The organism is Delftia sp. PE138, from assembly GCF_018320755.1.
Classification (GTDB): domain Bacteria; phylum Pseudomonadota; class Gammaproteobacteria; order Burkholderiales; family Burkholderiaceae_C; genus Comamonas; species Comamonas tsuruhatensis.
This window is the reverse complement of sequence record NZ_JABEPN010000010.1, coordinates 35,276-59,715: the sequence shown is the minus strand read 5'-3', so window position 1 is coordinate 59,715 and position 24,440 is coordinate 35,276. Positions and strand designations below refer to the sequence as shown.

Genomic DNA, 24,440 nt, shown 5'->3' with positions numbered 1-24,440 from the left:
CTTGCCGTTGTACAGGCCTGTCGGGGGCGGATTCTAGCAATGCCGTCCAGGCCGTACATCAAGGCTTGAAAGACGGCAATCGATATAAGCACCGTATTTTTTATTCTTTTGTTTGAACAACGTTTTGCAACACACTCGTTAGAACACTAATGACGGCAGATCCTGGGGATTCGCCTGTGCTTGGCGACGACGCAAGACAACGCATGCCCATCGGCTTGCAACTGCGTCCAACTCCTCAGCACAGGACCCGGAAATTGCGCGCCATTGCCTGGAGATGGCGGTGCAAAGGCTGCCGTTGTCGATCCCAGGACCGTTTTCACTGCCGAACCGAGACTCCATGACCGTCCAGACCGCCGATTTCGCCCCGGAAAACGCGCTGATCCGCCTGCGCGACCTGCAAAAGAAATTTGTAACAGCCGATGGCAAGCACTTCGATGCCGTGCGTTCGGTGTCGTTGGACATCGGCCAGGGCACGGTCTTCGGCCTGATCGGCAAGAGCGGCGCGGGCAAGTCCACGCTGCTGCGCCTGATCAACCTGCTCGAGCGTCCCGACAGCGGCGAGGTGGTGGTGGCAGGCCAGCGCCTGACCGATCTGGGCCGCCGCGCGCTGCGCGAGGCGCGCCAGAACATCGGCATGATTTTTCAGCAGTTCAACCTGCTGCAGAACGCCAGCGTGTTCGAGAACGTGGCCTTTCCGCTGCGCATCCATGGCGGCCACTTGCGCGCCCAGATCGAGCAGCGCGTGCGCGAATGCCTGGACATCGTGGGCCTGGCCGACAAGGCCGGCAGCTATCCGGCCCAGTTGTCCGGAGGTCAGAAGCAGCGCGTGGCGATTGCGCGTGCCCTGGCGCCGCGCCCGCAGGTGCTGCTGTGCGACGAGCCCACCTCGGCGCTGGACAGCGAGACCACGCGCTCCATCCTGGCCACGCTGGCCGACATCAACAGCCGCCTGGGCGTGACCATCGTCATCGTCACGCACGAGCTGGCCGTGGTCGATGCGCTGTGCAGCGAGGTGGCCATCATCGAGCAGGGTCAGGTGGCCGAGCGCTTCACGCTGCCCGCCCTGCCGCAGGGCCGTGCCTACGAGGCGCCGCAGCGCGCCACGCTGCTGGGCAGCGAACTCGAGGCCCTGCGCGTGGAGCGTGCCGACAAGGCCCTGCGCGAGCGCGGCGCCACCCGCCCCGTGGTGCTGCGCGCCGTGGGCGGCTCCGAGCACTGATGGGGTCTTCACCCCTTCCCGTTTTCCCCTTCTTTTCGATTCCGCATTCCCATGTCTGAAAACATCGTCGAAATCCTGCCCGAGCTGTGGCTGGCCATGGGCCAGACCCTTTTGATGCTGGGCATCGGCCTGTCGGCCGCCGTGCTGATCGGCGGCCCGCTGGGCGTGCTGCTGTTCCTGCTGGGCCCCGGCCAGTCGCTGGACAACCGCCCGGCCTTTGCCGTGCTGAACTGGACGGTCAATACCGTGCGGTCCTTCCCCTTCATCATCTTGCTGGTCGCGCTGGTGCCCTTCACGCGCTGGCTGGCCGGCACCTCCATCGGCCCGCTGGCTGCGGCCGTGCCGCTGTCCGTGGCGGCCATTCCCTACCTGGCACGCCTTGTGGACCAGTGCCTGCGCGACGTGCCGCGCGGCGTGATCGAGGCCGCGCACGCCATGGGCGCCTCGGAGCTGCAGATCGTCTGGCGCGTGCTCATCGTCGAGGCGCGCTCGGGCCTGGTGCTGGCGCTGACCGTGCTGGCCGTGAGCTTTCTGTCGTACTCGGCCATTGCCGGCGTGGTGGGCGGCGGCGGCATTGGCGATCTGGCCATCCGCTACGGCTACTACCGCTTCCAGACCGATGTGATGGTGCTCACCGTGACCATCCTCGTGGCCATGGTCCAGGTCATCCAGTTCGTGGGCAACACGGCGGCCCGCCGCCTGGACAAGCGCGGCTGAGCGCGCTGTCCAGACCCGCTTTCTTCTTTCTTCCCGCTCCCTCCCAAAAAAAGGATTCCGACATGACCGCATCCCTTTCCTTCGTGCGCCGCCACCTGCTGGCCTCGGCCGCCGCCCTTGCCGCCGTCAGCGTGCTGGCGCTGCCCGCCCATGCCCAGGCCGACAAGAAGCAGCTGGTGATCGGCGGCACGGCAGGCTCCAACATCGACCAGCTCAAGCAGGGCATCGTGCCGCTGCTGCAAAAGAAGGGCTACCAGGTCAAGCTGGTGGAGTTCAACGACTACGTGCAGCCCAACCTGGCGCTGGCCCAGGGCTCGCTGGATGCCAACTTCTTCCAGCACCGTGTCTACCTGCAGAAGTTCGCGGCCGACCAGAAGCTGGACCTGGTGGAGCTGGTGCAAGGCCCCATCGCCCCCCTGGGCGTGTATTCCAAGACCCGCAAGACCCTGGCCGAGGCCAAGGAAGGCGACCGCGTGACCCTGCCCAACGACCCGAGCAACCTGGCCCGCGCGCTGGTGCTGCTGGAGCAGGCCGGGCTGATCAAGGCCAAGCCCGGCATCGACCCGCTGCGCGTGTCCGAAAAGGACCTGGCCGAGAACCCGCGCAAGCTCAAGTTCATCCCGCTGGAAGCCGCGCAGCTGCCGCGCTCGCTGGGCGATACCGAATACGCCATCATCAACGGCAACTTCGCCATTTCCTCGGGCCTGAAGCTGACCGAGGCCGTCTCGCTGGAAAAGACCCCCGACCACTACCTGAACGTGGTGGCCATCAAGAAGAAGGACCAGGGCGCGGCATGGGCCAAGGACCTGGCCGAGGTCTACCGTTCGGCGGAGTTCAAGGCCGTGGTGGACAGCAAGTTCCAGGGCTATGCCAAGCCCACTTTCCTACAGTAAGCGCCGTGCAGGCAGCCACATAATGGCTGCCTGCGGGAGGTACGCCTCCCGCCCGTTTTTCGCCACTTCCTCCAGGAGCAATGCATGAGCCAGATCAAGGTCGCTGTCATCGTGGGCAGCCTGCGCAAGGATTCCTTCAACCGCAAATTCGCCGACGCCATTGCGCGCCTGGCACCCGAGGGCCTGGTCTTCGAGCAGGTCGCCATCGACAACCTGCCCCTGTACAACCAGGACCATGACGGCAATGAGGCGGACGTGGTCAAGCAGTTCCGCGCCCAGATCCAGTCGGCCCAGGCCGTGCTGTTCCTGACACCCGAGTACAACCGCTCGATTCCCGGCGTGCTCAAGAACGCGCTGGACCAGGGCTCGCGCCCCTACGGCAAGAGCGTCTGGGCCGGCAAGCCCGCTGCCGTGGCCGGTGTCTCCGTGGGTGCCATCGGCACGGCGCTGGCGCAGCAGCACCTGCGCAATGTGCTGGCCTACCTGGACATGCCCACGCTGGCCCAGCCCGAAATCTTCATCCAGGCCAAGGACGGCCTGTTTGCCGAAGACGGCTCCATTGGCGCCGGCAGCCGCGACTTCGTGAACGGCTTCGTGCAGAAGTTCGCGGCCTGGGCGCGCAAGCACCAGTGAGCGGTGCGGCAAGGCCGCTCAAGACACAAAAAAGCCCGGCAATGCCGGGCTTTTGCGTTGTGGGGCCTGCGAGCGCAGAGCTCAGGCAGCGTCAGGAAGCGGGAGACGGGTTGGCAATCGCCGCAGCAGGGCGCGCGGCGGACGATGCCTTCTCGCGCGCCTGGGCCTGGTCGATGGCGTCGATGATCACCACGCCGGTCGACTTGACACCGGGCGCCGAAAAGCCGGCACCGGGCGTCACACCGGGATGGGCCAGCAGCTTGCGCGTCATTTCCTGGTTCAGCTGCTGCTGGCTGGGCTTGGCGGGGGTGGGCGCTGCGGCAGGCTGCTCGGACTCCTCGGGCGCAGGTGCCTCGTCGGTGTTGCGCACATAGCTGCGGTACACGCGGGAATTGAGCTGCTCCTGATCCTGCTCGCGCTGGTACTGCAGGAACTGGTAGACGCCAATGCCCACCACGGTGATGGCCAGCAGGGACACGGCGATCACCGTGATCACCAGGTTTTCATCGGACGGAGGGCGGGCATGGACAGGGCCGCGGGGCCGGACATGGGGGCGGGGACTTGTGGCTGGCATGGATGGAGCGCAGGGAAAAACAATGAGACTGCATGGATATCGGCAGGTCTGCCGGCTTTCTGAAATGCAGTCGGTTCGTGTCGGACAAGGCCGCAAAAAAGCAGCGATGGCCCAGCCTATCAGCTTCACGTGTCTGTAAAAGCGCGCAGCGCATTGCATTTTTCAAAGGAGGCGCTAGGGCGGATACCTCTTTTATTCGCACCAGTCCATCGGGAGCAATCCGGGCTGCCCGGGGCCGGTCGCTCTCGGGCGCCGTCCAAAGAAAAAGCGCCGGGGCCGAAACCCAGGCGCTTGTTCTTTGGGCGTACAGCCCTCGGCTGACCGCGATCCGCAATCAGGCGGCGATGGCCGCTTCCTGATTGGCGGCAGCCGCTGCACGCACGATGTCGTTGCGGGCCGATTCCAGGGCCTTGGCCTTGGACTCATCGCCCATGGCCACGCCTTCTGCGCGCACGATGCTCACATCGGTGATGCCCAGGAAGCCGAACACCGTCTTCAGGTAGCTTTCCTGGTGCTCCAGGGCCTGGCCCATTTCGCTGGTGGAGTACACACCGCCGCGCGTGGAGGCCACGATGACCTTCTTGCCCTTGGCCAGGCCTTCGGGGCCGGCTGCGGTGTAGCGGAAGGTGCGGCCGCCCTGGGCGATGCGGTCGATCCAGGCCTTGAGCTGGCTGGAGATGGTGAAGTTGTAGAACGGAGCGCCGACCACGACCACATCGGCCGCCAGGAACTGGCTCACCAGGGCTTCGGAGATGGCGTTCTGTGCGCGCTCGGCTTCCGTCGTGGCGGCCTGGCCGGTGCGAAAGCCCATGGACACTGCGTTCAGGTGGTCGGGGGCGTTCACGGCCAGATCCAGGTACTCGACCTTGGCGCCGGGATTGGCGGCCACCAGGGCGGCCACGGTCTGGGCGGTCAGCTGGCGGGACACCGAAGCGGCGCCGGTGATGGAAGAGTCGATGTGCAGCACTTGCATGGAAAAGCTCCTGGGATGTCGGTTGGGATCGCGGTTGGGATCGGCCATTCGGGAAAGCTTGTAGGGCCGACGATGGGATCAATTGTGAATTTGGACAGAGTCTTTGATAAGCCGCAGAAATTGCGATAGATTGTCCTGAATTTGCAGCCAATGAGCACAGGGAGGGACGAGCGACATGATGGATCTCAACGACATGCTGTACTTCGCCGAGGTCGTGGAGCGCGGCGGCTTCGCCTCTGCCGGGCGGGCGCTGGGCATACCCAAGTCCAGGCTGTCGCGGCGCGTGGCGGAGCTGGAGGCCCGGCTCGGAGTGCGCCTGCTGCAGCGCACCACGCGCAAGCTCTCGCTGACCCAGGTGGGCGAGGCCTATCTGCGCCATTGCCAGGCCATGCGCGATGCGGCCCTGGCCGCCGCCGACACCGTGGCCGAGGTGCAGACCGAGCCGCGCGGCACCATCCGCGTGAGCTGTCCCGTCACCCTGGCCCAGACCGTGCTGGGCGAGCTCATGCCCCAGTTCCTGCAGCGTTGCCCGCTGGTGCATGTGGAGATGCAGGTGACCAACCGGCCCGTGAACCTGGTGGAGGAGGGCATCGACGTGGCGCTGCGCGTGCGCCCCAGCCTGGAGGACAGCGGCTCCATGGTCGTCAAGCGGCTGGATGTGGCGCGCCAGATCCTCGTGGCCAGCCCGGAGCTGCTGGAGCGCCAGGGCACGCCGCGTGCACTGGCCGACCTGCAGCACCTGGACAGCATGTCCATGTCGGCGGTGGATGGCCAGTCCAGCCTGCTGCTGGTCGGCCCCGAAGGCCGCGAGCAACGCCTGCAGCTGCAGCCGCGCTATGTGGTGGATGACCTGCTGACGCTGAAATTCGCGGCGCTGGCCGGCAGCGGCATGTGCTGGCTGCCCGACTACATGTGCCATGAGGAACTGGCCGAAGGCCGGCTGGTCCATCTGCTGCCGGGCTGGGAGCCGCCGCAGGGCATCGTGCATGCGGTCTTCCCCTCGCGGCGCGGCCTGGCGCCGGCCGTGCGGCATTTCCTGGACTTCCTCGGCGAGACCGTGCCGGGGCGAAACAGCCACGCCACGCGCGAGCCGGCGGTGCGCTGAGGCTGCACCCCGCCACGCCATAAGAAAACAACAAATCGTTCGTTGGGATCGTCGGCGGCGTTCTCCACAATCGGGGCCCATGTCCAGCAATGGACAGTCCAGGAGAACCCATGAATCCCCACCGCATCATCATCGTGCCCGGCTGGCGCAACTCCGGTCCTGACCACTGGCAAAGCCTGTGGGCGCAGCAGCTGCCGCATGCCGAGCGCGTGGAGCAGGACGACTGGCTCGTGCCGCACCGCGAACCCTGGGTGGCCGCGCTGGAGCAACTGGTGCTGTCCCGGCCCGAGCCCGTGGTGCTGGCCGCCCACAGCCTGGGCTGCATCACGGCCGCGCACCTGGGTCCCGAGGCCAGTGCGCGCGTGCGCGGTGCGCTGCTGGTGGCGCCGGCCGATCCCGAGCGCCGTGCCCAACTGGCCGACTTTGCGCCCGTGCCCTATGCGCCGCTGCCGTACCGCAGCGTGCTGGTGGCCAGCAGCAACGACCCCTACTGTCCGATCCGCCGGGCCGGTGCCTATGCGCGGGCCTGGGGAAGCGAGTTCGTGCGGCTGCAGAACGCGGGGCACATCAATGTCGAATCGGGTTTCGGCGACTGGCCCCTGGGCCTGGCGCTGCTGCAGTCGTTGATGCAGGGTGACAGCTGGCAGCCCGCGCAACCCCGGCCTGCCGTGCGTGCGCCGCGCGTTGCCGGTGCACGGGCAGCGGTGCCGGCAGGCGCGGGCGCCCCCTGGGCCGCCGGGCTGTGAGGTGGCGGCTGGCGAAGACGGTGGGTCAGGCTTCTTATATGGAAGCAGGCCATTAACAAACAAAAATATATTCTTTTGAGTTTTAAGCCAGCGTTCGCACAATGTGACTGTCTGTGAATCCACCGCAGAGATGTCCACTAATAAAAGGCAGCGAACCATGCATTCTTTGAAGCTCAAGACTTTGTTGGCCACCCTGGCGCTGGCCGCCGCAGGAACCGTATCGGCGCAGAACCAGCTGCTCAACGTCTCCTACGACGTGGCACGCGAGTTCTACAAGGACTACAACGCCGCCTTCGTCGCCCACTACAAGAAGACCAAGGGCGTTGACATCAAGGTGGACCAGTCGCACGGTGGCTCCAGCGCCCAGGCGCGTGCCGTCAACGACGGCCTGGCCGCCGACGTGGTGACCTTCAACACCACCACCGACGTGCAGTTCCTGGCCGACAGCGGCGTGGTCGCCAAGGACTGGGCCAAGAAATTCCCCAATGACGCCTCCCCCACCACATCGACCATGCTGTTCCTGGTGCGCAACGGCAATCCCAAGAACATCAAGGACTGGAGCGACCTGATCCGTCCCGACGTGAAGGTCGTGGTGGTCAATCCCAAGACCGGCGGCAATGGCCGCTACGCCTACCTGGCGGCCTGGGGTTCGGTGCGCGAGAAGGGCGGCACCGATGCGCAGGCGGCCGAGTTCGTGCAGCAGCTCTACAAGAACGTGCCCGTGCTGGGCAAGGGCGGTCGCGACGCGACCAGCATCTTCCTGCAGCGCAACATCGGCGACGTGCTGATCACGTTCGAGTCCGAAGTGGTTTCCGTGGATCGCGAATTCGGCAAGGGCAAGGTCGATGCCGTCCATCCCTCGGTGTCCATCGTGGCCGAGAACCCCGTGGCCGTGGTCGAGCGCACCGTGGCCAAGAAGGGCACGGGCCAGCTGGCGCACGACTACCTGGCCTGGCTGTACTCCGACGAAGCCCAGGAAATCGCCGCACAGCACGCGCTGCGCCCCCGCTCCGAGACCGTGCTCAAGAAGCATGCCGATGTGTTCAAGCCCATCAAGCAGTTCACCGTGGCCAAGTATTTCGGCTCGCTGTCCGAAGCCCAGAAGGTGCACTTCAACGACGGCGGACAGTTCGACAAGATCTACGTCCCCGGCAAGTAAGCACGCAAGCAGGCATGAAGGCGGCGCAGTCCGCCTGAGGCCCCCTCCCCACATTGGCTGATTTGGAATCCAACATGGTGTCTGCCGTTCCGACCAGCCCAAGGCCTGGCGCCGACGCTCCTGTGCCCGCACCGTCCGGTGCGGCGCGCAAGGGGCGCGGCGCCAAGCGCGTTTTGCCCGGCTTCGGGCTGACCTTGGGCTATACGCTGTTTTATCTGAGCCTGATCGTGCTGATCCCGCTGTCGGCACTGCTGTTCAAGACCTTCTCGCTCACCTGGCCCCAGTTCTGGGAGGCCGTGGCCTCGCCGCGCGTGCTGGCCTCGTACCGGCTGACGTTTGGCGCCTCGTTCGCGGCGGCCTGCGTGAACCTGGTGTTCGGCCTGCTGATCGCCTGGGTGCTGGTGCGCTACAAGTTCCCGGGCAAGAAGATCGTCGATGCGCTCGTCGATCTGCCCTTTGCCCTGCCCACGGCCGTGGCCGGCATTTCGCTGACCGCCTTGCTGGCCGGCAATGGCTGGGTGGGCCAGTACCTGGAGCCCTACGGCATCCAGCTGGCCTTCAACCCGAACGGCGTGGTGATTGCGCTGATCTTCATCGGCCTGCCCTTTGTCGTGCGCACGGTGCAGCCGGTGCTGGAAGACTCCGAGAAGGAGCTGGAGGAGGCGGCCACCAGCCTGGGCGCCTCGCGCTGGCAGATCTTCTACAAGGTGATCCTGCCGGCCATCACGCCCGCGCTGCTCACGGGCTTTGCCATGGCGTTTGCACGCGCCATCGGCGAGTACGGATCGGTCATCTTCATCGCGGGCAACATGCCCATGATTTCCGAGATCACACCGCTGATCATCATCGGCAAGCTGGAGCAATACGACTACGCAGGCGCCACGGCCGTGGCCGTGGTGATGCTGCTGTTCTCCTTCGTGATGCTGCTGGTCATCAACGCGCTGCAGGCATGGCAGCGCAAGCATTCGGGAGGGGCTTGAGATGGCGTTGTCTCCACAGGAAGCATTGCTTCTCAAGATCATTGGCGCGGTGCTGGTCGCCGTGCTGGTGCTGTACAGGCTCACGGCGCCCCCGAAGGGCCGGCGTGAAAAGCTCTCCACCACCGAGCCGCGCGCCGTGCGCTGGATTCTCACGGGCATTGCGCTGACCTTCATCGGCCTGTTCCTGGTGCTGCCGCTGGCGGCCGTGTTCACCGAGGCGCTGCGCAAGGGCTGGGATGCCTATGTCGCCGGCCTGCAGGAGCCCGATGCCTGGTCGGCCATCAAGCTGACGCTGATCACGGCGCTGATCGCCGTGCCGGTGAACCTGGTGTTCGGCGTGGCGGCGGCCTGGTGCATTGCCAAGTTCCAGTTCCGTGGCAAGGCCTTTCTGATCACGCTGATCGACCTGCCGTTCTCAATCTCGCCCGTGGTGGCGGGCCTGATGTACGTGCTGGTGTTCGGTGCCCACGGCTGGTTCGGCCCCTGGCTGGCCGAGCATGACATCAAGATCATCTTCGCCGTGCCCGGCATCGTGCTGGCCACCATCTTCGTGACCTTCCCCTTCATCGCCCGCGAGCTGATCCCGCTGATGCAGGCGCAGGGCAGCGACGAGGAGCAGGCCGCCATCGTGCTGGGTGCCACGGGCTGGCAGACCTTCTGGAAGGTCACCGTGCCCAACATCAAGTGGGGCCTGCTGTACGGCGTGATCCTGTGCAATGCGCGTGCCATGGGCGAGTTCGGAGCGGTGTCGGTGGTCTCGGGCCACATCCGCGGCCAGACCAACACCATTCCGCTGCATGTGGAGATCCTCTACAACGAGTACCAGTCCGTTGCCGCCTTCGCTGCCGCATCGCTGCTGGCTCTGCTGGCCCTGGTGACCCTGGTCATCAAGTCGGTGGCCGAGTGGCGTGCCGAGCACCAGGCCAAGGCCGCAGCCGAGCTGCCTCCCGAGCGCCCCACGCCGGCTTCCCAGGCATCCCGTGTGCCGCAGGTGTCCTGAGGCCCGCCCCGACCAGAAAAGAGCAAGAGCAAGACCATGAGCATTGAAATACGCAACGTCAGCAAGCAGTTCGGCGATTTCCAGGCCCTGCGCGATGTGAGCCTGGACATCCAGTCCGGCGAACTCATCGCGCTGCTCGGCCCCTCGGGCTGCGGCAAGACCACGCTGCTGCGCATCATCGCGGGGCTGGAGACGCCCGACGTGGGCAGCATCCACTTCAGCGGCGAGGACACGACCGACGTCCATGTGCGCGAGCGCAACGTGGGATTCGTGTTCCAGCACTACGCGCTGTTCCGCCACATGACGGTGTTCGAGAACGTGGCCTTCGGCCTGCGCGTGAAGCCCCGCAGCCAGCGCCCCAGCGAAGCCCAGATCCGCGACAAGGTGATGAGCCTGCTCAAGCTGGTGCAGCTGGACTGGATCGCGGACCGCTTTCCGTCCCAGCTGTCGGGTGGCCAGCGCCAGCGCATCGCGCTGGCCCGCGCCCTGGCGGTGGAGCCCAAGGTGCTGCTGCTCGACGAGCCCTTCGGCGCGCTGGATGCCAAGGTGCGCAAGGAGCTGCGCCGCTGGTTGCGCCACCTGCATGACGAGCTGCATGTGACCTCCATCTTCGTGACCCACGACCAGGAAGAGGCACTGGAAGTGGCCGACCGCGTGGTCGTCATCAACCAGGGCCGCATCGAGCAGGAAGGCACGCCCCAGCAGGTCTGGGACAACCCGGCCACGCCCTTCGTCTACGGCTTCCTGGGCGATGTCAACCTCTTCAAGGGCCGCGCTAGCGATGGCCGTGTCTACCTGGACGACGGCACCCAGCTGGACAGCCACGACGCCAAGGGCGCCAGCGACAGCAAGGCCTTCGCCTATGTGCGCCCGCATGATCTGGAGGTGGAGCGCTACTCGCCAGGACAGAACCTGGACGTCCAGGGACGGCCCACGGGCATCGTCGTGCAGCTGGCCCGCGCCATCGTCGTGGGGCCCATTGCGCGCCTGGAACTTATTCCTTCGGAGAGCACCGAAAGCACGGACAATGCCGAAGAGGGTGGCCTGATCGAGGCGCAGATTCCTGCGCAGCAGTTCAGGGACATGGCGCTGCGCGAGGGGGAAACCCTGGTGGTGACACCGCGCCGCGCCAAGGTGTTCCTGGACGAGGCGGCTGGCATCTGACGGCGCGGCAACGGTTTCCTGCACCCGCTGAACAGGGCTGCAGCGCCGGGCCGGCGCCGCAGCCCTGATTTCATTCAACCGGGTGACGAAAGACAAGAATGCTTCAATGGTTTGACAACGCTCCGCGCCGCATCCTGGCGCTCATCAGCCTGGCCTGCGTAGCCATGCTGGCCTTCGGCATGTATCTGCAGCATGTGGTCGGGCTGGAGCCCTGCCCGATGTGCATCGTGCAGCGCTACGCGCTGATCGGCGTGGCCATCTTCGCGGGCCTGGGCAGCGTACGCGGCGGGCGCGGCTGGCTGATGGGTTGGGGCATCGCGGCGCTGGTCGCCGCAGGCTTTGGCGCCTTCGTCGCCGCGCGCCAGAGCTGGCTGCAGTGGTATCCGCCCGAGTTCGCCACCTGCGGGCGCGACTTCTACGGAATGATCGAGAACTACTCCATCAGCCGTGCCGTGCCCATGATCTTCCGTGGCTCGGGTGACTGCGTTGCCGTGGACTGGAGCTTCCTGGGCGGCTCCATCGCCAACTGGTCCTTCATCTGCTTCGCCATCATGAGCGTGGCCGTCTTGGTGCTGCTGGTGCGCGGCGCTGCCCGCAGGCGCTGAGGCCTAGGCTGAGGCTTGCGCCAGTCGCCGCTGCAGCGACTGCGCCAGGGTGCTCAGAATCAGCCAGCAGGACGTGGCGCCCGCGTCCAGCACGCCGATGGAGCGCGGCCCCAGCCGGGCCGAGCGCCCGATGCGGGCCTGCAGGTGGCGCGTGGATTCCTTGCCTGCCTCGGCCGCGGCCTCCATGGCCTGCAGCGCCTCGCGGAAACCGGCGCCGGCCTGCAGCGATTGCCGGTAGGCCTGCAGGGCCGGGGCCAGCGTATCGATGAGGGTCTTGTCGCCCACCCGGGCCTTGCCCATCTCCTGCACATCGGCGACGGCCCGCGCCAGCGCCTGGCCGAACAGGGCGGCATCCATCTCCTGCTCCGGCCCAAGAACATCGGCGAAGCCTTGGAAGAAGCTGCCGTACAGCGGGCCCATGGAGCCGCCGATATCGTCCATCAAGGCCTGGGACAGCTGCTGCAGCGCCGCAGGCAGCTGCGCCGCCTGGCCGGCGTCCATGGCATCGAGCCGTGCGCCGCAGCCGGAAAAGCCCTTGGCCATGTTGATGCCGTGATCGCCATCGCCGATCAGGCCGTCGATCTCGCTCAGGAACTCCCGGTGGCCGACGATGGCCGTGATCAGCTCGCGCACGATGCTGCCCGCGTCATCAAGCGCGATGGCCGGCCCTTCGCTGGTGCGCCTTGCGGCTTGGGGACGGGCGGTTTGTGCCTGTTCCTGGGCCTGTGCCGGCGTCCTTGCCGGAACAGAGGGCGGCGTTGGAATGGCCTCCTGCGGCTGGGGCGGCAGCCCGCCGGCCACGGTGAGGGCGACTGACTGGCAGGGCGCGTTGAGGCAGGCCAGCAGCTCGTCGTCCAGCTGCATCAGCGTGAGCGTGATGCCCATCATCTCCAGCGAGGTGAAGAGATTGCCCACCAGCCGGAAGGCCACCTGCATGCCGCGTTCTTGCAGGCGCCGGGCGACCTCGCCATAGAGGATGTACTGCTCCATCAGCGGCGTGGCGCCCAGGCCGGACAGCAGCACGGCCACGCGGTCGCCCGGGCAGAAGGGCAGGTCGGGCAGCAGGGTGTCCAGCATGCGCTCGGCCATATCGGCCGCCGTGGCCGTGCGGTGCACGGACATGCCGGGCTCGCCATGGTGGCCTATGCCCACCTCCATGCTGCCGCGCTCGATATGGAAATTGGCCTTGCCCACGGCGGGAATGGTGCATGCCGACAGGCCGATGCCGATGCTGCGCGTGCGGGCCATGGCGTGCCGGGCGATGGCGATGACTTCGTCGAGGCTGGCGCCCATGGCCGCCCGGGCGCCCGCCACCTTCCACATCAGGATCTCGCCGGCCACGCCGCGGCGGCTGGCCTCGTCGCCCCGCGCGGCAGAAGGCACGTCGTCGTTGGCCACCACGGTCCTGACCGCCATGCCTTCGGCTGTCGCCATCTGCACGGCCATGGCCACATTCATGTTGTCGCCTGCGTAGTTGCCATACAGGCAGGCCACGCCGGCGCCGCCATCGGCCGCGCGCATGGCGTCGTAGAAGCTTCTGGCCGTGGGGGACGAGAAGACCTCGCCCACGGCGGCGGCGTCGCACAGGCCTGCGCCCACATAGCCCAGAAAGGCCGGTTCGTGTCCCGACCCGCCGCCCGTCACGATGCCCACCTTGCCCCTGCGTGGCGCGCCATGCAGGCGCACGACGCGGGGGTTGCCTTCGTCGATGCGCAGGGTGTCGCCATGGGCGGCGATCCATCCCTGGAGCATGTCCTCCACCACCCGGTCGGGGTCGTTGATCACGCGGTTGGTCGTCATGCCGTTGTCTCCTCCAAGTGCAGTCCCGGCGGGTGTGCCGAAGACTGTTCATATGATCATTGAGTGGTCATTTTTGATTTGTTGAAATTGGCATGTCAATGCCTTTTGGCTATTCAATAGCCAAGGGAAAACGATAGGATTTGATGAATTTTGTAGAAAATTCAACAGGTTACGTATTCATCTTGCCGACTCACATAGCTATCGTTGTTTGACAACTGCTCTTCGATTGAGAAGACTCTCATAAAACATTGATCAAATGATCATGTGTTGGTCTTTTGTAATGAAGGGGATGCCATGAAGCTGGCCATCGGCTGCGACGAAGCCGCCTGCGACCTCAAGAACGCCGTGAAGCAGCATCTGCTGGCCCAGGGCCACGAAGTGGCCGACTTCGGCACGCATGACGGCGAGCCGGTGCTCTACCCCGACATCGGCATCGCGGTGGCGCAGGCCATCGTCCAGGGCCGCCATGAGCGCGGCGTTCTCCTGTGCGGCACGGGCATAGGCATGGCCATTGCGGCCAACAAGGTGGCAGGCATCCGCGCCGCGCAGGCGCATGACACCTATTCGGCCGAGCGCGCCAGCCGCAGCAACGACGCGCAGATCATCACGCTGGGCTCGCGCGTGATTGGGGTGGAGCTGGCCAAGGCCATCGTGGACCGCTTCCTCGCATCGCGCTTCGATGGCGGCAGCTCGGCCCTGAAGGTGGATGCCATCACCGGCTTCGAACGCTCGCAGGCCGCCGCGGCCGGGCGCGGGCAGGGCGCGTGACCATGGACACCGGCACCAGCACCGGCACCGCACTGCTGCAGGCGCGCGGCGTGGCCAAGAGCTTTGGCGGCGTCCCTGCGCTGCGCAACGGCTGCCTTGAGCTGCAGGCCGGCAGCGTGCACGCGCTGTGCGGCGGCAATGGCGCAGGCAAGTCCACCTTCCTGAACATCGTGATGGGCCTGTTGCGGCGCGATGCCGGCGAAATATTGCTCAAGGGCCGGCCGGTGGATTTCGCCACGCCGCACGAGGCGCTGGCGCACCGCCTGTCCATCATCACGCAGGAGCTGTCGCCCATCCCGGGCATGAGCGTGGCCGAGAACATCTTCCTGGGCCGCGAGCCCCGGCGCGCCGGCGTGGTGGTCCGCCATGCCGCGCTGCTGGAGCAGGCGGATGCGCTGCTCAGGCAGCTGGGCTTCGATATCGATCCGCGTGCGCAGATGGGCCGCCTGAGCCTGGCGCAGACCCAGCTGGTGGAGATTGCCAAGGCCCTGAGCCGGCAAAGCGAGCTGATCATCATGGACGAGCCCACCTCGGCCATTGGCGAAAGCGAGACCGCCATCCTCTTCGACGCGATACGCCGCGTGACCGCGCAGGGCGCCGGCATCCTCTACGTGTCGCACCGCCTGACGGAGATCTTCACCATTGCCGACAGCTACACGGTGTTCCGCGATGGCGGCTTCGTGCAGACCGGCGCGCTGGCCGATATCGACCGGCGGCAGCTGGTGAAGCTCATCGTGGGCCGGGAGGTCCGCGCTGCCGCCAGCGAGCGCAGGGCTGCGGCGCCGGGCGAGCCGCTGCTGTCGGTGCAGGGGCTCACGCGCCGGGGCGAGTTCGAGGACATCAGCCTGGACGTCGCCCCCGGCGAGGTGCTGGGCATCTACGGACTGATGGGATCGGGCCGCAGCGAATTCCTCAACTGCCTGTACGGCCTCACGCGCGCCGACCAGGGGCGGGCGAGCCTGGGCGGACGGCCCCTGCCGCGCGGCAATCCGGCGGCGTCGATCAAGGCGGGCCTGGCCCTGGTGACCGAGGACCGCAAGGCCACGGGGCTGGTGATCAGTTCCTCGGTGCGCTTCAACACCAGCTTGCCCGCACTGCCGGGCCTGCAGCGCGCCGGGGTGGTGGATGGCGCGGCAGAGCGCGTGCTGGTGGGCGGCCTGCTGCAGCGCCTGCGCGTGAAGCTGGCCAGCCCGGCCATGCCGGTGTCGGGCCTGAGCGGCGGCAACCAGCAGAAGGTGGTGCTGGCCCGCTGCATGGCCACCAATCCCGTCTGCCTGCTGTGCGACGAGCCCACGCGCGGCATCGACGAAGGCGCCAAGCGCGAGGTGTACGCCTTCCTGGCCTCGCTGGCCGCGCAAGGCCATGCCGTGGTGGTGGTGTCGTCCGAGGCGCCGGAACTGCTGGAGCTGAGCGACCGCATCGCCATCTTCCGCAAAGGCCGGCTTGACCGCGTGGTGGCCGGCCACGGCATCACGCAGGAGGCGCTGATGCACCTCGCGTCCTGAGCCCGGGCGATGCCCGCGCAGCGTTTTTCCCCTTGCCTTTCACAACACACAGGAGACATGACCATGCCGTTTTTCCGCTTCACCACCGTGCTTGCAGCCGCGCTTGCCGGTGGGCTGTTCTTGGCCGCAGCGCAGGTCCGGGCCCAGGCTCCGGCCCCGCTGTCGGCACCAGCGCCAGTGCCCGCACCGGCCAAGCCCTACCGCATAGGCGCGGCCGTCTATGGGCTCAAGGGCGAGTTCATGCAGATGTGGACCAAGGAGCTGAAGGCGCATCCGGCCGTGAAGGACGGCACGGTGCAGATCACCGTGTTCGACGGCAACTACGACGCGCTGACGCAGAGCAACCAGTTCGACACCATGATCACGCAGAAGTACGACGGCATCCTCTTCGTGCCCATCGACCTCAAGGCGGGCGCGGCGCCCGTGCACAAGGCGGTGAAGGCCGGCATTCCCGTGGTGGGCTCCAACACGCGCGTGCAGGGCGATGTGCTGACCTCCTACGTGGGCAATGACGATGTGGTGGCCGGCCGCATGCAGGCCGAGGCATTGATGAAGGCCATCGGCGGCAAGGGCAATATCGTCGTCATCGAGGGGCCCATAGGCCAGTCGGCACAGATCGAGCGGGCGCGCGGCAATGACGAGGTGCTGGCCCGCCACAAGGACGTGAAGGTGCTGGCGCGCAAGACCGCCAACTGGTCGCGTGCCGAGTCCATGGGACTGATGGAGAACTGGCTGACCGCATTCCCGGGCCAGATCCAGGGCGTGATCGCCCAGAACGACGACGAGGCCCTGGGCGCGGTGCAGGCCATCAAGACCAAGGGCATCGATATCAAGACCATCCCGGTGGTGGGCGTGGACGGCGTGGCCGCCGCCATCACGGCCGTCAAGCGCGGCGAGATGACCACCCATTTCCAGGACGCCCAGGCCCAGGCGCAGGGCGCGCTGGATGTGCTGCTGCGCCACCTTGTCGGCCCGTCCTACCGGCCGCGCTCGGTGGTATGGAGCGAGTATGCCCAGGCCATGCCCTGGGGCGATGGCACGGCCAAATCCTACGAGGTGCCCTGGACCGCCATCGTGCCCGCCAATGCCGACGCCTTCTTGCAGAAGGTGCGCAAATGAGCGCCGCCGGCCTGGAGCGGGACTTCGACGGCCGCACGGCCCTGGTCACCGGCGGCGCGGGCGGCATCGGCCTGGCGATTGCCCGGCAGCTCGCCCAAGGCGGTGCGCGTGTCGTCCTGGTGGACCTGGAGCGGCAGGCACTGGACGTGGCCGCTGCCAGCCTGGCGGAGCCCCGGCACCACCTGGCGCTGGCGGTGGATGTGACCAGGCCCGAGGGCGTGGAGCAGGCCGTGGCCACGGTGCTGGAGGCCACGGGCCGCATCGACATTCTGGTCAACAGCGCCGGCGTGGCGCTGCTGGAGCCGGCCGGCGAAGTCAGCGAGGCGGCCTGGGAGCGCACGCTGGCCGTCAACCTCACGGCGCCGCTGCTGATGGCCCAGGCGGTGGCACCGGCCATGCGCCGCCAGCGCCACGGCCGCATCATCAACCTGGCCTCGCAGGCCAGCGTGGTCGCGCTCCGGCGCCATGCCGCCTATTGCGCCAGCAAGGCGGGCCTGGTGGGGCTGACGCGCGTGCTGGCGCTGGAGTGGGCGACGGACGGCATCACCGTCAACGCCATCTCGCCGACCGTGGTGGACACGCCGCTGGGCCGCAAGGCCTGGGCCGGGCAGGTGGGGGAGGCCATGCGCGCACTCATTCCCACGGGCCGCTTTGCGCAGCCCGAGGAGGTGGCGCGGCTGGCCGTGTTCCTAGCCGGTACGCAGGCCGGCATGCTGACGGGCGAGAACATCGTCATCGACGGGGGCTACTCCATCCAGTGAGCGGCCTGCCGGCCCCACGCCTTTCTTCCATCAACGCGGGAGTCCTCCATGACGAATCTTCAAGCCGCATCTTCGCCGCCGCTCTTGGGGCGGCGCGCGCTGGACCTGCGCAGACTGCGCGAGCGCTACGGCGTGGTCCTCGCGCTGGTTGCACTGTGCGCCGCGCTGGCGCTGGCCAACCCCCATTTCATGACCTGGGGCAACTGGGCCGACATCCTGCGCCAGACCTCCATCAACGGGATCCTGGCCATCGGCATGACGTGCGTGGTGCTGACGGCGGGCATCGACCTGTCGGTGGGCGCCATCCTGGCGCTGGCCGGCATGGTCGGCGCCTGGCTGGCGGCCGATGGCCAGGGGCTGGCGGTGAGCGTGGGCGCCGGGCTGGGCGTGGGCATGCTGCTGGGCGGCGTCAACGGCCTGCTGGTGGCCTGGTTCGCGGTGCCGCCCTTCGTGGCCACGCTGGGCATGCTCAGTGCGGCGCGCGGCCTGACCTACATCTACAACGACGGCATGCCGGTGTCCGAGCTGCCCGACGGCTTTCTTGCCATCGGCGCCGGCCAGCTGGGCCCCGTGCCCATGCCCATCGTGATCTTTGCCGTTGCCGTCGCGGTGTTCGCCTTCGTGCTGCGCTACACCGTGTATGGCCGCTACATCTACGCCGTGGGCGGCAACCTGCGCAGCGCCAAGACCAGCGGCATCAACACCCGCGCCATCGTGCTGCTGGTCTATGTGGTCAGCGGCCTGCTCGCGGGGCTGGCCGGCATTTTGCTGGCGTCGCGCACCACGGCGGCGCTGCCGCAGGCCGGCGTGTCCTACGAGCTGGACGCCATCGCGGCCGTGGTGATCGGCGGCACCAGCCTGTCGGGCGGCACGGGCAGCCTGGGCGGCACGGTCGTCGGCGCCCTGCTCATCGGCGTGATCAACAACGGGCTGAACCTGCTGGGCGTGTCCTCGTACTACCAGCAGCTGATCAAGGGCGTGATCATCGTCGGCGCCGTGCTGCTCGACAGTTCGCGCCGCAGGGCATGAAGCGCTGCGCCCACGTCCTGTCCACCATCTGCAACCCGGGAGAGTTCCATGCAAAACACCCTGCCTGATGCCGCCGATACGAACATGCTGGCCGTGGTCTGCCACGGCCCCAGGGATTACCGGCTCGAACGCGTCGCGCGTCCGCAGGCCGGGCCGCGCGAGCTGGTCATCCGCGTGGCTTCCTGCGGCATTTGCGCGGGCGACTGCAAATGCTGGGCCGGCGCGCCGCGCTTCTGGGGAGATCCGGAAAAAGGCCGCCCCGCCTATGTGCGCCCGCCGGTGATCGCGGGCCACGAGTTCTGGGGCCATGTGGTGCAGGTGGGCGAGGGTGCCCAGGAGCACCACGGCGTGCAGCTGGGTGACCGGGTGATCGCCGAGCAGATCGTGCCCTGCCATGCCTGCCGCTATTGCAGGACCGGCTTTCGCTGGATGTGCGAGGTGCACGATGTCTACGGCTTCCAGGGCCAGGTGGCCGATGGCGGCATGGCCGAGTACATGCGCCTGTCCGCCCGCGCCGTGGTGCACCGGATTCCCGAGAGCGTGGACTTCGAGGATGCGGCCATCACCGAGCCGCTGTCCTGCGCCATCCATGCCGTCAACCGCGGCGACATCCAGCTCGATGATGTGGTTGTGATCGCCGGCGCGGGCACTCTGGGCCTGCTCATGGCCCAGGTGGCGCGCCTGAAGACGCCGCGCCGGCTGGTGGTCATGGACCTGTCGGACCAGCGCCTGGCGCTGGCACGCCGCTGCGGCGCCGACGTGACCATCAACCCCGCGCGCGAGGATGCCCGCGCCATCGTGCGTGCGCTGACCGACGGCTATGGCTGCGATGTGTACATAGAGACCACGGGCGCGCCCTCGGGGGTGACGCAGGGGCTGGACCTGGTGCGCAAGCTCGGCCGCTTCGTGGAGTTCAGCGTCTTCGGGCGCGAGACCACGGTGGACTGGTCCATCATCGGCGAGGAAAAGGAGCTGGACCTGCGCGGCGCCCACCTGAGCGCCCATTGCTACCCCATCGCCATCGACCTGCTGGCGCGCGGGCTGGTCACCTCCGAGGGCATCGTCACCCACCGCTATGCGCTGTCGGACTGGGAGAGCGCCATCCGGGTGGCCGATTCCATGGACTCGGTCAAGGTCCTGCTGCTGCCCCACGCTGGCGAGGCCCGGTGAGCGGCGCTACACTGCGCGCCTTTCCCGGCACCCTTGGAGGCACCCTTGACTGAAAGCGACCTGACGCGACTGGCGACCCTGTACTACGTCGATGGATGCACGCAGGACCAACTGTCCAAGGAGTTCGGCATCTCGCGCGCCACCGTCGGGCGGCTGCTGCGCCGGGCGCAGGAAGAGGGCATTGTCGAGATCCGCGTGCGGCCGCATTCGCTGGTTTCCGCCGACCTGGAGCGGCAGTTGACCGAGCGCTTTCACATCAAGCGCGCGCTGATCGCGGTGGACCACAAGGATGCCGACCGGCAGCGCGAACTGCTGGCAGGGCTGGTGGCCAGCGAGCTGGAGCGCATCCTGGTCGATGGCTCCATCGTGGCCGTGGGCATGGGGCGCAACGTGTCCTCGGTCTCCGAGCACGCCTTGTCCGCCACACGGCGGGAATGCCACTTCGTCAGCGCCATCGGCGGCTCCTACCGCGGCGGGGAGGCGATGAACGCCGACCACATCGCGCGCCGCCTGGCCGCGCGCTTTGGCGGCAAGTCCGAATCGCTCTATGCGCCGGCCCTGGTGGGCGATCCGCAACTGCGCAAGGCGCTGCTGGACAACGACACCGTCAGGCACACCCTGGACAAGGCGCGCCGCGCCGACATCGCCCTCATCGGCGTGGGCGATGTCAGCGTGGACAGCAACATGGCCCGCATGGGCTGGTTTTCCGCGCAGGAGATCTCGGACGCCCGCCGCGCGGGCACGGTGGGCGACATGATGGGCTACGACTTCATCGACATCCACGGCCAGCCGGCCGCAACCCCCATGCAGGACCGCGTCATCGGCCTGAGCCGCGAGGACCTGCTGCGCATACCCAACGTCATCGCCGTGGCGGCCGAATCCAGCAAGGTCACGGCCATCCTGGGCGCCCTGCGCACCGGCGCCATCGACACCCTTGCCACCACCACGGCCAACGCGGCGGCCGTGCTGCAGCTGGACGATGTCATGGGGACGACGCGCTGACGCAGCGGGGGAGGCGCGGCTCTTGGGCGGCGCGCCTAGTTCGACGCGCGGCGGTAGAAGGCCAGCGAGCCTGCCAGCGCCAGCAGCATGCCGCCGCACAGGCGGTCCAGCCACATCACGGCCCGCCCGCGCAGCAGCCGCGCCGCGCGTGATCCGGCGAAGGCATAGGCCAGCATCACCAGGAAATCGATGAGCGCGAACACCAGCGCAATGGCGATGTACTGCGGCGCCTGGGCGGCCGCCGGGTCGATGAACTGGGGCAGCAGGGCCGAGCAGAACAGGTAGCCCTTGGGATTGGTCACGGCGACCAGGAACGACTTGAGCAGCACGGTGCGGGCGCTGTAGCCGTCGGTGCCGACCTCTGCCTTGCCGTCACCCTGGGGTGCCGACAGCGATCCGCCCTGGCTGCGCAGCATGCGCAGGCCCAGCCAGGCCAGGTACGCCGCTCCCGCCCACTTGACTACCGAGAACCAGAACTCCGAGGCCGCCAGCAGCGCGCCCAGGCCCAGCGCGACCGCGCCGACCAGCACGAAGTCCGACAGCACGGCGCCCAGCATGCCCGGCAGGGCGCGGCGCACGCCGTGGCGCGAGCCATTGGCCAGGGCCAGCAGCACGGTGGGGCCGGGGGTGATGATCGCGATCAGCGCGACCAGGGAGAAGACGAGCAGGGTGGCGAGGGTCATGTCGGCGAAGGCTCATGCGGTTGGCAACAGCCTGCCACTGTGCCAGCTTTGCCTGCCGTGCGCAGCCCCTGCCGACCCGGGGCAGGGCACACGGGGCGGGCAGGCGTCAGTCGCTGCCCACGCCTCCGGCGGCAAAGACCGGGCCGTGCGTGCCGGGCACCCAGCCCGGGTAGGTTTCCATCACTTCGGCGAACAGGGCCGAGTCGATCCAGCGCTGCAGCCAGGCCTGCAGGTGCGGCCAGGGCTGCTCGTTCCATTGCGACTCGTCGATGCGCGCGTACTGGCGCACGAAGGGGCGCAGCGCCATGTCGGCCAGGCTGGGGTTCTGGCCGAACAGGTAGCCGGTGGCCTCCAGCTGGTCGTCCAGCTCGGCCAGCCAGGTCAGGGCATCGGCCTGGGCGTGGTTGACATCTTCGGCCGTATAGCGCTCGGGGTACTTGCAGCGGTCGAGGGCGTGCTTGAAAAAGCCGTCGTTGCGCTCGATCAGCGCCAGCATGTCCGGCAGCGAGCCGCTGGTCGGTGCCAGCCAGCCGTCCGGGTCATTGGCGCGCAGCGCGTGCAGCATGACATCCAGGCTCTGCTCGATCACGCGGCCGTCCTCCAGCACCAGCACGGGCACCGTGCCCTTGGGCGAAGCGTCGAGCAGCGCCTGCGGCTTGTTGCGCAGGTTGATTTCGCGCAGCTCGCAGGCCAGGCCGGCATGGGCCAGCGCCAGGCGGGCGCGGATGGCGTAGGGGCAGCGGCGAAACGAGTAGAGAACCGGCAGGGTCTGGGTCATGGAGCGGGAACGGGGCTAGGGGCCAAAAGCGGCAGATGATAGCGCCGGGGCCAAAGTCGGGCGGCCTGCGGGTCTTGCCGCGGGCGTCCGTGGCTATTGCAACTGCGCCAGCAGCCATTGCCTGAAGGTCTTGAGCGCCGCACTGGGTGCGCGCGAGCGCAGGTGGGTCAGCCAGTAGGCGCCCGTGTCCACCTCCTGCTCGAAGGGGCGCACCAGCCGGCCCTGCTGCAGCAGGTGCTGGAACATGCGCGCCGGCAGCAGGGCCACGCCCGCGCCCTGGGCGGCCGCCTCGGCCAGCGTCAGCGAGGAGTCGAACATGGCCCCGCGCGCCAGCGGCGCGCTCTGGTCCAGCGTGGCAAACCAGCTCTCCCACTCCTGCAGGCGGTACGAGCGCAGCAGCGTCTGCCCGGCCAGGTCGGCCGGCTGGCGCAGGCGCTGGGCCAGGGCCGGGGTGCACATGGGCGTCAGCGGCGCGCGCAGCAGCAGCTCGGCGCGCGTGCCCTGCCAGGCGCCGTCGCCGAAGCGCACGGCCGCATCCAGCCCTTCGCCGGCCAGGTCCACGCGGTTGTTGTGCGTGAGCAGTCGCAGGTCGATGTAGGGGTGCTGCTGCTGGAACTGTCCCAGCCTGGGAATCAGCCAGCCGATGGCGAAGGTGCCGACCACGCCCACGGTGAGGACCTCGCGCGGGCGCGGTTCGGCCACCTGCTGCAGCGAATGCTCTATGCGCGCAAAGCTCTCGGCCACGGCAGGCCACAGCGCATGGCCTTCGTCGGTCAGCGCCAGGCCGCGCGGCAGGCGCCGGAACAGCGGCTTGCCCAGGCGCTCCTCCAGGTTGCGGATGTGCTGGCTGACGGCGGCCTGGGTCACGCACAGCTCGTCGGCCGCCCGCGTCAGGTTGAGATGGCGCGCGGCCGCGTCGAACATGCGCAGGGCATTGAGGGGCAGTTGCATGGTGAGCCAATAGTTTTTCTAAGGGATGCTGCCAATTATTCACGCTGGTCGCAGATTGGGCGCGGCGCTATCGTTGCGGTTGTCGATCTGCAACTGAAAAGGAAAAACAATGCAAAGACGCGATTTTCTGATGACGGGCGGCGCGGCCGCCTGGATGGCGGCCGGGCTGGCCGGCTGCGCCCTGCCATCAAAAAAACAGGGGGCTGCCGACCAGGCCTTCAGGACCGAGCTGGCGCGCATCGAGAAAAGTGTGGGCGGCCGGCTCGGCGTGGCCGTGCTGGAGGTGGAGTCGGGCGCCAGCGTGGACCACCGCGGCGACGAGCGCTTTGTCATGTGCAGCACCTTCAAGCTGCTGCTGGCCGCCCAGGTGTTGGACCGCGTGCAGCAGGGCGATGAGCGCCTGTCGCGCCGCGTGCGCTACGCCAGCTCCCGGCTGGTTCCCTACTCGCCGGCCAGCGGCCCGCGTGCCGGCGATGGCGGCGGCATGACCATCTCCGAGCTGTGCGAGGCCGCCGTGGTGCTCAGCGACAACACGGCCGCCAACCTGCTGCTGGACGCCAGCGGCGGCCCGCAGGCGCTGACGCAGTGGCTGCGCGCCAGCGGCGACGAGACCACGCGCCTGGACCGCATGGAGCCCGAGCTCAACGAAGGCCTGCCCGGCGACGAGCGCGACACCACCACGCCCCTGGCCATGGTGCAAAGCATGCAACGCCTGCTGCTGGGATCGGTGCTGGACGGCCATGGCCGCGCGCTGCTGCAGCAATGGCTGGTGGCCAGCCGCACGGGCGACAAGCGCCTGCGCGCGGGCATGCCGGCCGGCTGGCGCGTGGGTGGAAAGACGGGCACCGGCGATCGCGGCACGGCCAACGATGCCGTCATCGCCTGGCCCACGCCGCAAAGCGCACCGCTGCTGGTGACGGGCTACCTCACCGAATGCCCGGCCGACGCGCCGCAGCGCGATGCGGCGCTGGCAGCGGCCGGCAAGGCGGCCGCACGCTGGCAGGCAGCAGTGCAAGGCTGAGTTGCGCCACCATGTCGCTTGATTTGGGCGATTTCAAAAAAGTTGGCGCGGCCTGAAGACGAGAGACACCGAGGAAGGGCCTGGG

At 67.7% G+C, this 24,440-nt stretch carries 25 protein-coding genes; 19 read left to right on the top strand and 6 right to left on the bottom strand.

The features are described from left to right. Positions 1-337: 337 nt before the first annotated feature. From HFGMBDPB_RS26040 to HFGMBDPB_RS26025, 4 genes are all read left to right on the top strand, one after another. The gene (locus HFGMBDPB_RS26040) at positions 338-1,219 is read left to right on the top strand and encodes a methionine ABC transporter ATP-binding protein (protein ID WP_212646563.1); all 882 of its coding nucleotides are present in this window, start codon (positions 338-340) and stop codon (positions 1,217-1,219) included. A gap of 51 nt (positions 1,220-1,270) precedes the next feature. After that, entirely contained in the window at positions 1,271-1,936 is a 666-nt protein-coding gene (locus HFGMBDPB_RS26035; protein WP_012206396.1) for a methionine ABC transporter permease, read from the top strand. A 62-nt stretch (positions 1,937-1,998) separates the two neighbouring features. Next, positions 1,999-2,829, top strand: coding sequence for a MetQ/NlpA family ABC transporter substrate-binding protein (locus HFGMBDPB_RS26030; RefSeq protein WP_017407338.1), 831 nt, complete (start codon positions 1,999-2,001; stop codon positions 2,827-2,829). Between the two features lie 84 nt (positions 2,830-2,913). Then, positions 2,914-3,462, top strand: a complete 549-nt coding sequence (locus HFGMBDPB_RS26025) for an NADPH-dependent FMN reductase (RefSeq protein ID WP_160853550.1) — start codon at positions 2,914-2,916, stop codon at positions 3,460-3,462. A 91-nt stretch (positions 3,463-3,553) separates the two neighbouring features. Here the strand turns inward: HFGMBDPB_RS26025 and HFGMBDPB_RS26020 are convergent, their stop codons facing one another. Together HFGMBDPB_RS26020 and HFGMBDPB_RS26015 are read right to left on the bottom strand one after the other, a co-directional pair. After that, positions 3,554-3,958 (bottom strand): hypothetical protein, encoded by a 405-nt coding sequence (locus HFGMBDPB_RS26020; protein ID WP_502757482.1) that lies wholly within the window; start codon positions 3,956-3,958, stop codon positions 3,554-3,556. A 412-nt stretch (positions 3,959-4,370) separates the two neighbouring features. Continuing rightward, complete coding sequence (locus HFGMBDPB_RS26015; RefSeq protein ID WP_016448263.1) at positions 4,371-5,009, bottom strand: FMN-dependent NADH-azoreductase; 639 nt, start codon at positions 5,007-5,009, stop codon at positions 4,371-4,373. Between the two features lie 175 nt (positions 5,010-5,184). Here HFGMBDPB_RS26015 and HFGMBDPB_RS26010 point away from each other — a divergent pair, with 175 nt between their 5' ends. From HFGMBDPB_RS26010 to HFGMBDPB_RS25980, 7 genes are all read left to right on the top strand, one after another. After that, positions 5,185-6,114 (top strand): LysR family transcriptional regulator, encoded by a 930-nt coding sequence (locus tag HFGMBDPB_RS26010; RefSeq protein ID WP_016453282.1) that lies wholly within the window; start codon positions 5,185-5,187, stop codon positions 6,112-6,114. Between the two features lie 110 nt (positions 6,115-6,224). Further along, on the top strand, positions 6,225-6,860 hold the full coding sequence (locus tag HFGMBDPB_RS26005) for an RBBP9/YdeN family alpha/beta hydrolase (protein WP_209672338.1): 636 nt from the start codon (positions 6,225-6,227) through the stop codon (positions 6,858-6,860). A gap of 157 nt (positions 6,861-7,017) precedes the next feature. Next, on the top strand, positions 7,018-8,019 hold the full coding sequence (locus HFGMBDPB_RS26000) for a sulfate ABC transporter substrate-binding protein (protein WP_063325738.1): 1,002 nt from the start codon (positions 7,018-7,020) through the stop codon (positions 8,017-8,019). Between the two features lie 74 nt (positions 8,020-8,093). Beyond that, positions 8,094-8,999: a sulfate ABC transporter permease subunit CysT gene (gene cysT / locus HFGMBDPB_RS25995; protein WP_013801696.1), complete on the top strand. Its 906-nt coding sequence runs from the start codon at positions 8,094-8,096 to the stop codon at positions 8,997-8,999. Position 9,000: 1 nt separating this feature from the next. Next, on the top strand, positions 9,001-9,999 hold the full coding sequence (gene cysW / locus HFGMBDPB_RS25990) for a sulfate ABC transporter permease subunit CysW (RefSeq protein WP_016453281.1): 999 nt from the start codon (positions 9,001-9,003) through the stop codon (positions 9,997-9,999). A gap of 36 nt (positions 10,000-10,035) precedes the next feature. Further along, positions 10,036-11,163, top strand: coding sequence for a sulfate/molybdate ABC transporter ATP-binding protein (locus tag HFGMBDPB_RS25985; protein WP_016448258.1), 1,128 nt, complete (start codon positions 10,036-10,038; stop codon positions 11,161-11,163). A gap of 98 nt (positions 11,164-11,261) precedes the next feature. Next, on the top strand, positions 11,262-11,768 hold the full coding sequence (locus tag HFGMBDPB_RS25980; RefSeq protein ID WP_034364539.1) for a disulfide bond formation protein B: 507 nt from the start codon (positions 11,262-11,264) through the stop codon (positions 11,766-11,768). Between the two features lie 3 nt (positions 11,769-11,771). Here the strand turns inward: HFGMBDPB_RS25980 and dhaL are convergent, their stop codons facing one another. Beyond that, positions 11,772-13,568, bottom strand: a complete 1,797-nt coding sequence (gene dhaL / locus HFGMBDPB_RS25975) for a dihydroxyacetone kinase subunit DhaL (protein ID WP_212646561.1) — start codon at positions 13,566-13,568, stop codon at positions 11,772-11,774. 294 nt (positions 13,569-13,862) lie between these two features. Between dhaL and rpiB the strand changes: the two genes are divergently transcribed. The 7 genes from rpiB to HFGMBDPB_RS25940 all read left to right on the top strand — a co-directional run bounded on the left by rpiB (position 13,863) and on the right by HFGMBDPB_RS25940 (position 20,922). Then, positions 13,863-14,336, top strand: coding sequence for a ribose 5-phosphate isomerase B (gene rpiB / locus HFGMBDPB_RS25970; protein WP_012206383.1), 474 nt, complete (start codon positions 13,863-13,865; stop codon positions 14,334-14,336). A 2-nt stretch (positions 14,337-14,338) separates the two neighbouring features. Next, a complete protein-coding gene (locus HFGMBDPB_RS25965; protein ID WP_034367422.1) occupies positions 14,339-15,841 on the top strand; it encodes a sugar ABC transporter ATP-binding protein in 1,503 nt (500 codons plus the stop codon). 63 nt (positions 15,842-15,904) lie between these two features. Then, complete coding sequence (locus tag HFGMBDPB_RS25960; RefSeq protein WP_212646560.1) at positions 15,905-16,960, top strand: substrate-binding domain-containing protein; 1,056 nt, start codon at positions 15,905-15,907, stop codon at positions 16,958-16,960. Then, complete coding sequence (locus HFGMBDPB_RS25955) at positions 16,957-17,721, top strand: GolD/DthD family dehydrogenase (RefSeq protein ID WP_034367424.1); 765 nt, start codon at positions 16,957-16,959, stop codon at positions 17,719-17,721. The genes HFGMBDPB_RS25960 and HFGMBDPB_RS25955 overlap by 4 nt, the downstream gene beginning before the upstream one ends. A 48-nt stretch (positions 17,722-17,769) precedes the next feature. Further along, complete coding sequence (locus HFGMBDPB_RS25950; RefSeq protein ID WP_034367426.1) at positions 17,770-18,750, top strand: ABC transporter permease; 981 nt, start codon at positions 17,770-17,772, stop codon at positions 18,748-18,750. A gap of 48 nt (positions 18,751-18,798) precedes the next feature. Continuing rightward, entirely contained in the window at positions 18,799-19,920 is a 1,122-nt protein-coding gene (locus tag HFGMBDPB_RS25945; protein ID WP_209802805.1) for an alcohol dehydrogenase catalytic domain-containing protein, read from the top strand. Between the two features lie 45 nt (positions 19,921-19,965). After that, positions 19,966-20,922, top strand: a complete 957-nt coding sequence (locus tag HFGMBDPB_RS25940; protein ID WP_012206377.1) for a sugar-binding transcriptional regulator — start codon at positions 19,966-19,968, stop codon at positions 20,920-20,922. Between the two features lie 35 nt (positions 20,923-20,957). Here the strand turns inward: HFGMBDPB_RS25940 and HFGMBDPB_RS25935 are convergent, their stop codons facing one another. The 3 genes from HFGMBDPB_RS25935 to HFGMBDPB_RS25925 all read right to left on the bottom strand — a co-directional run bounded on the left by HFGMBDPB_RS25935 (position 20,958) and on the right by HFGMBDPB_RS25925 (position 23,334). Continuing rightward, complete coding sequence (locus HFGMBDPB_RS25935) at positions 20,958-21,605, bottom strand: LysE family translocator (RefSeq protein WP_212646559.1); 648 nt, start codon at positions 21,603-21,605, stop codon at positions 20,958-20,960. A gap of 106 nt (positions 21,606-21,711) precedes the next feature. Then, positions 21,712-22,383: a glutathione S-transferase gene (locus HFGMBDPB_RS25930; protein ID WP_212646558.1), complete on the bottom strand. Its 672-nt coding sequence runs from the start codon at positions 22,381-22,383 to the stop codon at positions 21,712-21,714. A gap of 93 nt (positions 22,384-22,476) precedes the next feature. After that, the gene (locus HFGMBDPB_RS25925) at positions 22,477-23,334 is read right to left on the bottom strand and encodes a LysR family transcriptional regulator (protein WP_012206374.1); all 858 of its coding nucleotides are present in this window, start codon (positions 23,332-23,334) and stop codon (positions 22,477-22,479) included. A gap of 109 nt (positions 23,335-23,443) precedes the next feature. Here HFGMBDPB_RS25925 and bla point away from each other — a divergent pair, with 109 nt between their 5' ends. After that, entirely contained in the window at positions 23,444-24,355 is a 912-nt protein-coding gene (gene bla, locus HFGMBDPB_RS25920; RefSeq protein ID WP_212646557.1) for a class A beta-lactamase, read from the top strand. Positions 24,356-24,440: the final 85 nt, after the last annotated feature.

Coding starts and splice junctions, on each gene's coding strand:
- HFGMBDPB_RS26040 (WP_212646563.1), top strand. CDS start 338: ATGACCGTCCAGACCGCCGATTTCGCCCCGGAAAACGCGCTGATCCGC.
- HFGMBDPB_RS26035 (WP_012206396.1), top strand. CDS start 1,271: ATGTCTGAAAACATCGTCGAAATCCTGCCCGAGCTGTGGCTGGCCATG.
- HFGMBDPB_RS26030 (WP_017407338.1), top strand. CDS start 1,999: ATGACCGCATCCCTTTCCTTCGTGCGCCGCCACCTGCTGGCCTCGGCC.
- HFGMBDPB_RS26025 (WP_160853550.1), top strand. CDS start 2,914: ATGAGCCAGATCAAGGTCGCTGTCATCGTGGGCAGCCTGCGCAAGGAT.
- HFGMBDPB_RS26015 (WP_016448263.1), bottom strand. CDS start 5,009: ATGCAAGTGCTGCACATCGACTCTTCCATCACCGGCGCCGCTTCGGTG.
- HFGMBDPB_RS26010 (WP_016453282.1), top strand. CDS start 5,185: ATGATGGATCTCAACGACATGCTGTACTTCGCCGAGGTCGTGGAGCGC.
- HFGMBDPB_RS26005 (WP_209672338.1), top strand. CDS start 6,225: ATGAATCCCCACCGCATCATCATCGTGCCCGGCTGGCGCAACTCCGGT.
- HFGMBDPB_RS26000 (WP_063325738.1), top strand. CDS start 7,018: ATGCATTCTTTGAAGCTCAAGACTTTGTTGGCCACCCTGGCGCTGGCC.
- cysT (WP_013801696.1), top strand. CDS start 8,094: ATGGTGTCTGCCGTTCCGACCAGCCCAAGGCCTGGCGCCGACGCTCCT.
- cysW (WP_016453281.1), top strand. CDS start 9,001: ATGGCGTTGTCTCCACAGGAAGCATTGCTTCTCAAGATCATTGGCGCG.
- HFGMBDPB_RS25985 (WP_016448258.1), top strand. CDS start 10,036: ATGAGCATTGAAATACGCAACGTCAGCAAGCAGTTCGGCGATTTCCAG.
- HFGMBDPB_RS25980 (WP_034364539.1), top strand. CDS start 11,262: ATGCTTCAATGGTTTGACAACGCTCCGCGCCGCATCCTGGCGCTCATC.
- dhaL (WP_212646561.1), bottom strand. CDS start 13,568: ATGACGACCAACCGCGTGATCAACGACCCCGACCGGGTGGTGGAGGAC.
- rpiB (WP_012206383.1), top strand. CDS start 13,863: ATGAAGCTGGCCATCGGCTGCGACGAAGCCGCCTGCGACCTCAAGAAC.
- HFGMBDPB_RS25965 (WP_034367422.1), top strand. CDS start 14,339: ATGGACACCGGCACCAGCACCGGCACCGCACTGCTGCAGGCGCGCGGC.
- HFGMBDPB_RS25960 (WP_212646560.1), top strand. CDS start 15,905: ATGCCGTTTTTCCGCTTCACCACCGTGCTTGCAGCCGCGCTTGCCGGT.
- HFGMBDPB_RS25955 (WP_034367424.1), top strand. CDS start 16,957: ATGAGCGCCGCCGGCCTGGAGCGGGACTTCGACGGCCGCACGGCCCTG.
- HFGMBDPB_RS25950 (WP_034367426.1), top strand. CDS start 17,770: ATGACGAATCTTCAAGCCGCATCTTCGCCGCCGCTCTTGGGGCGGCGC.
- HFGMBDPB_RS25945 (WP_209802805.1), top strand. CDS start 18,799: ATGCAAAACACCCTGCCTGATGCCGCCGATACGAACATGCTGGCCGTG.
- HFGMBDPB_RS25935 (WP_212646559.1), bottom strand. CDS start 21,605: ATGACCCTCGCCACCCTGCTCGTCTTCTCCCTGGTCGCGCTGATCGCG.
- HFGMBDPB_RS25930 (WP_212646558.1), bottom strand. CDS start 22,383: ATGACCCAGACCCTGCCGGTTCTCTACTCGTTTCGCCGCTGCCCCTAC.
- HFGMBDPB_RS25925 (WP_012206374.1), bottom strand. CDS start 23,334: ATGCAACTGCCCCTCAATGCCCTGCGCATGTTCGACGCGGCCGCGCGC.
- bla (WP_212646557.1), top strand. CDS start 23,444: ATGCAAAGACGCGATTTTCTGATGACGGGCGGCGCGGCCGCCTGGATG.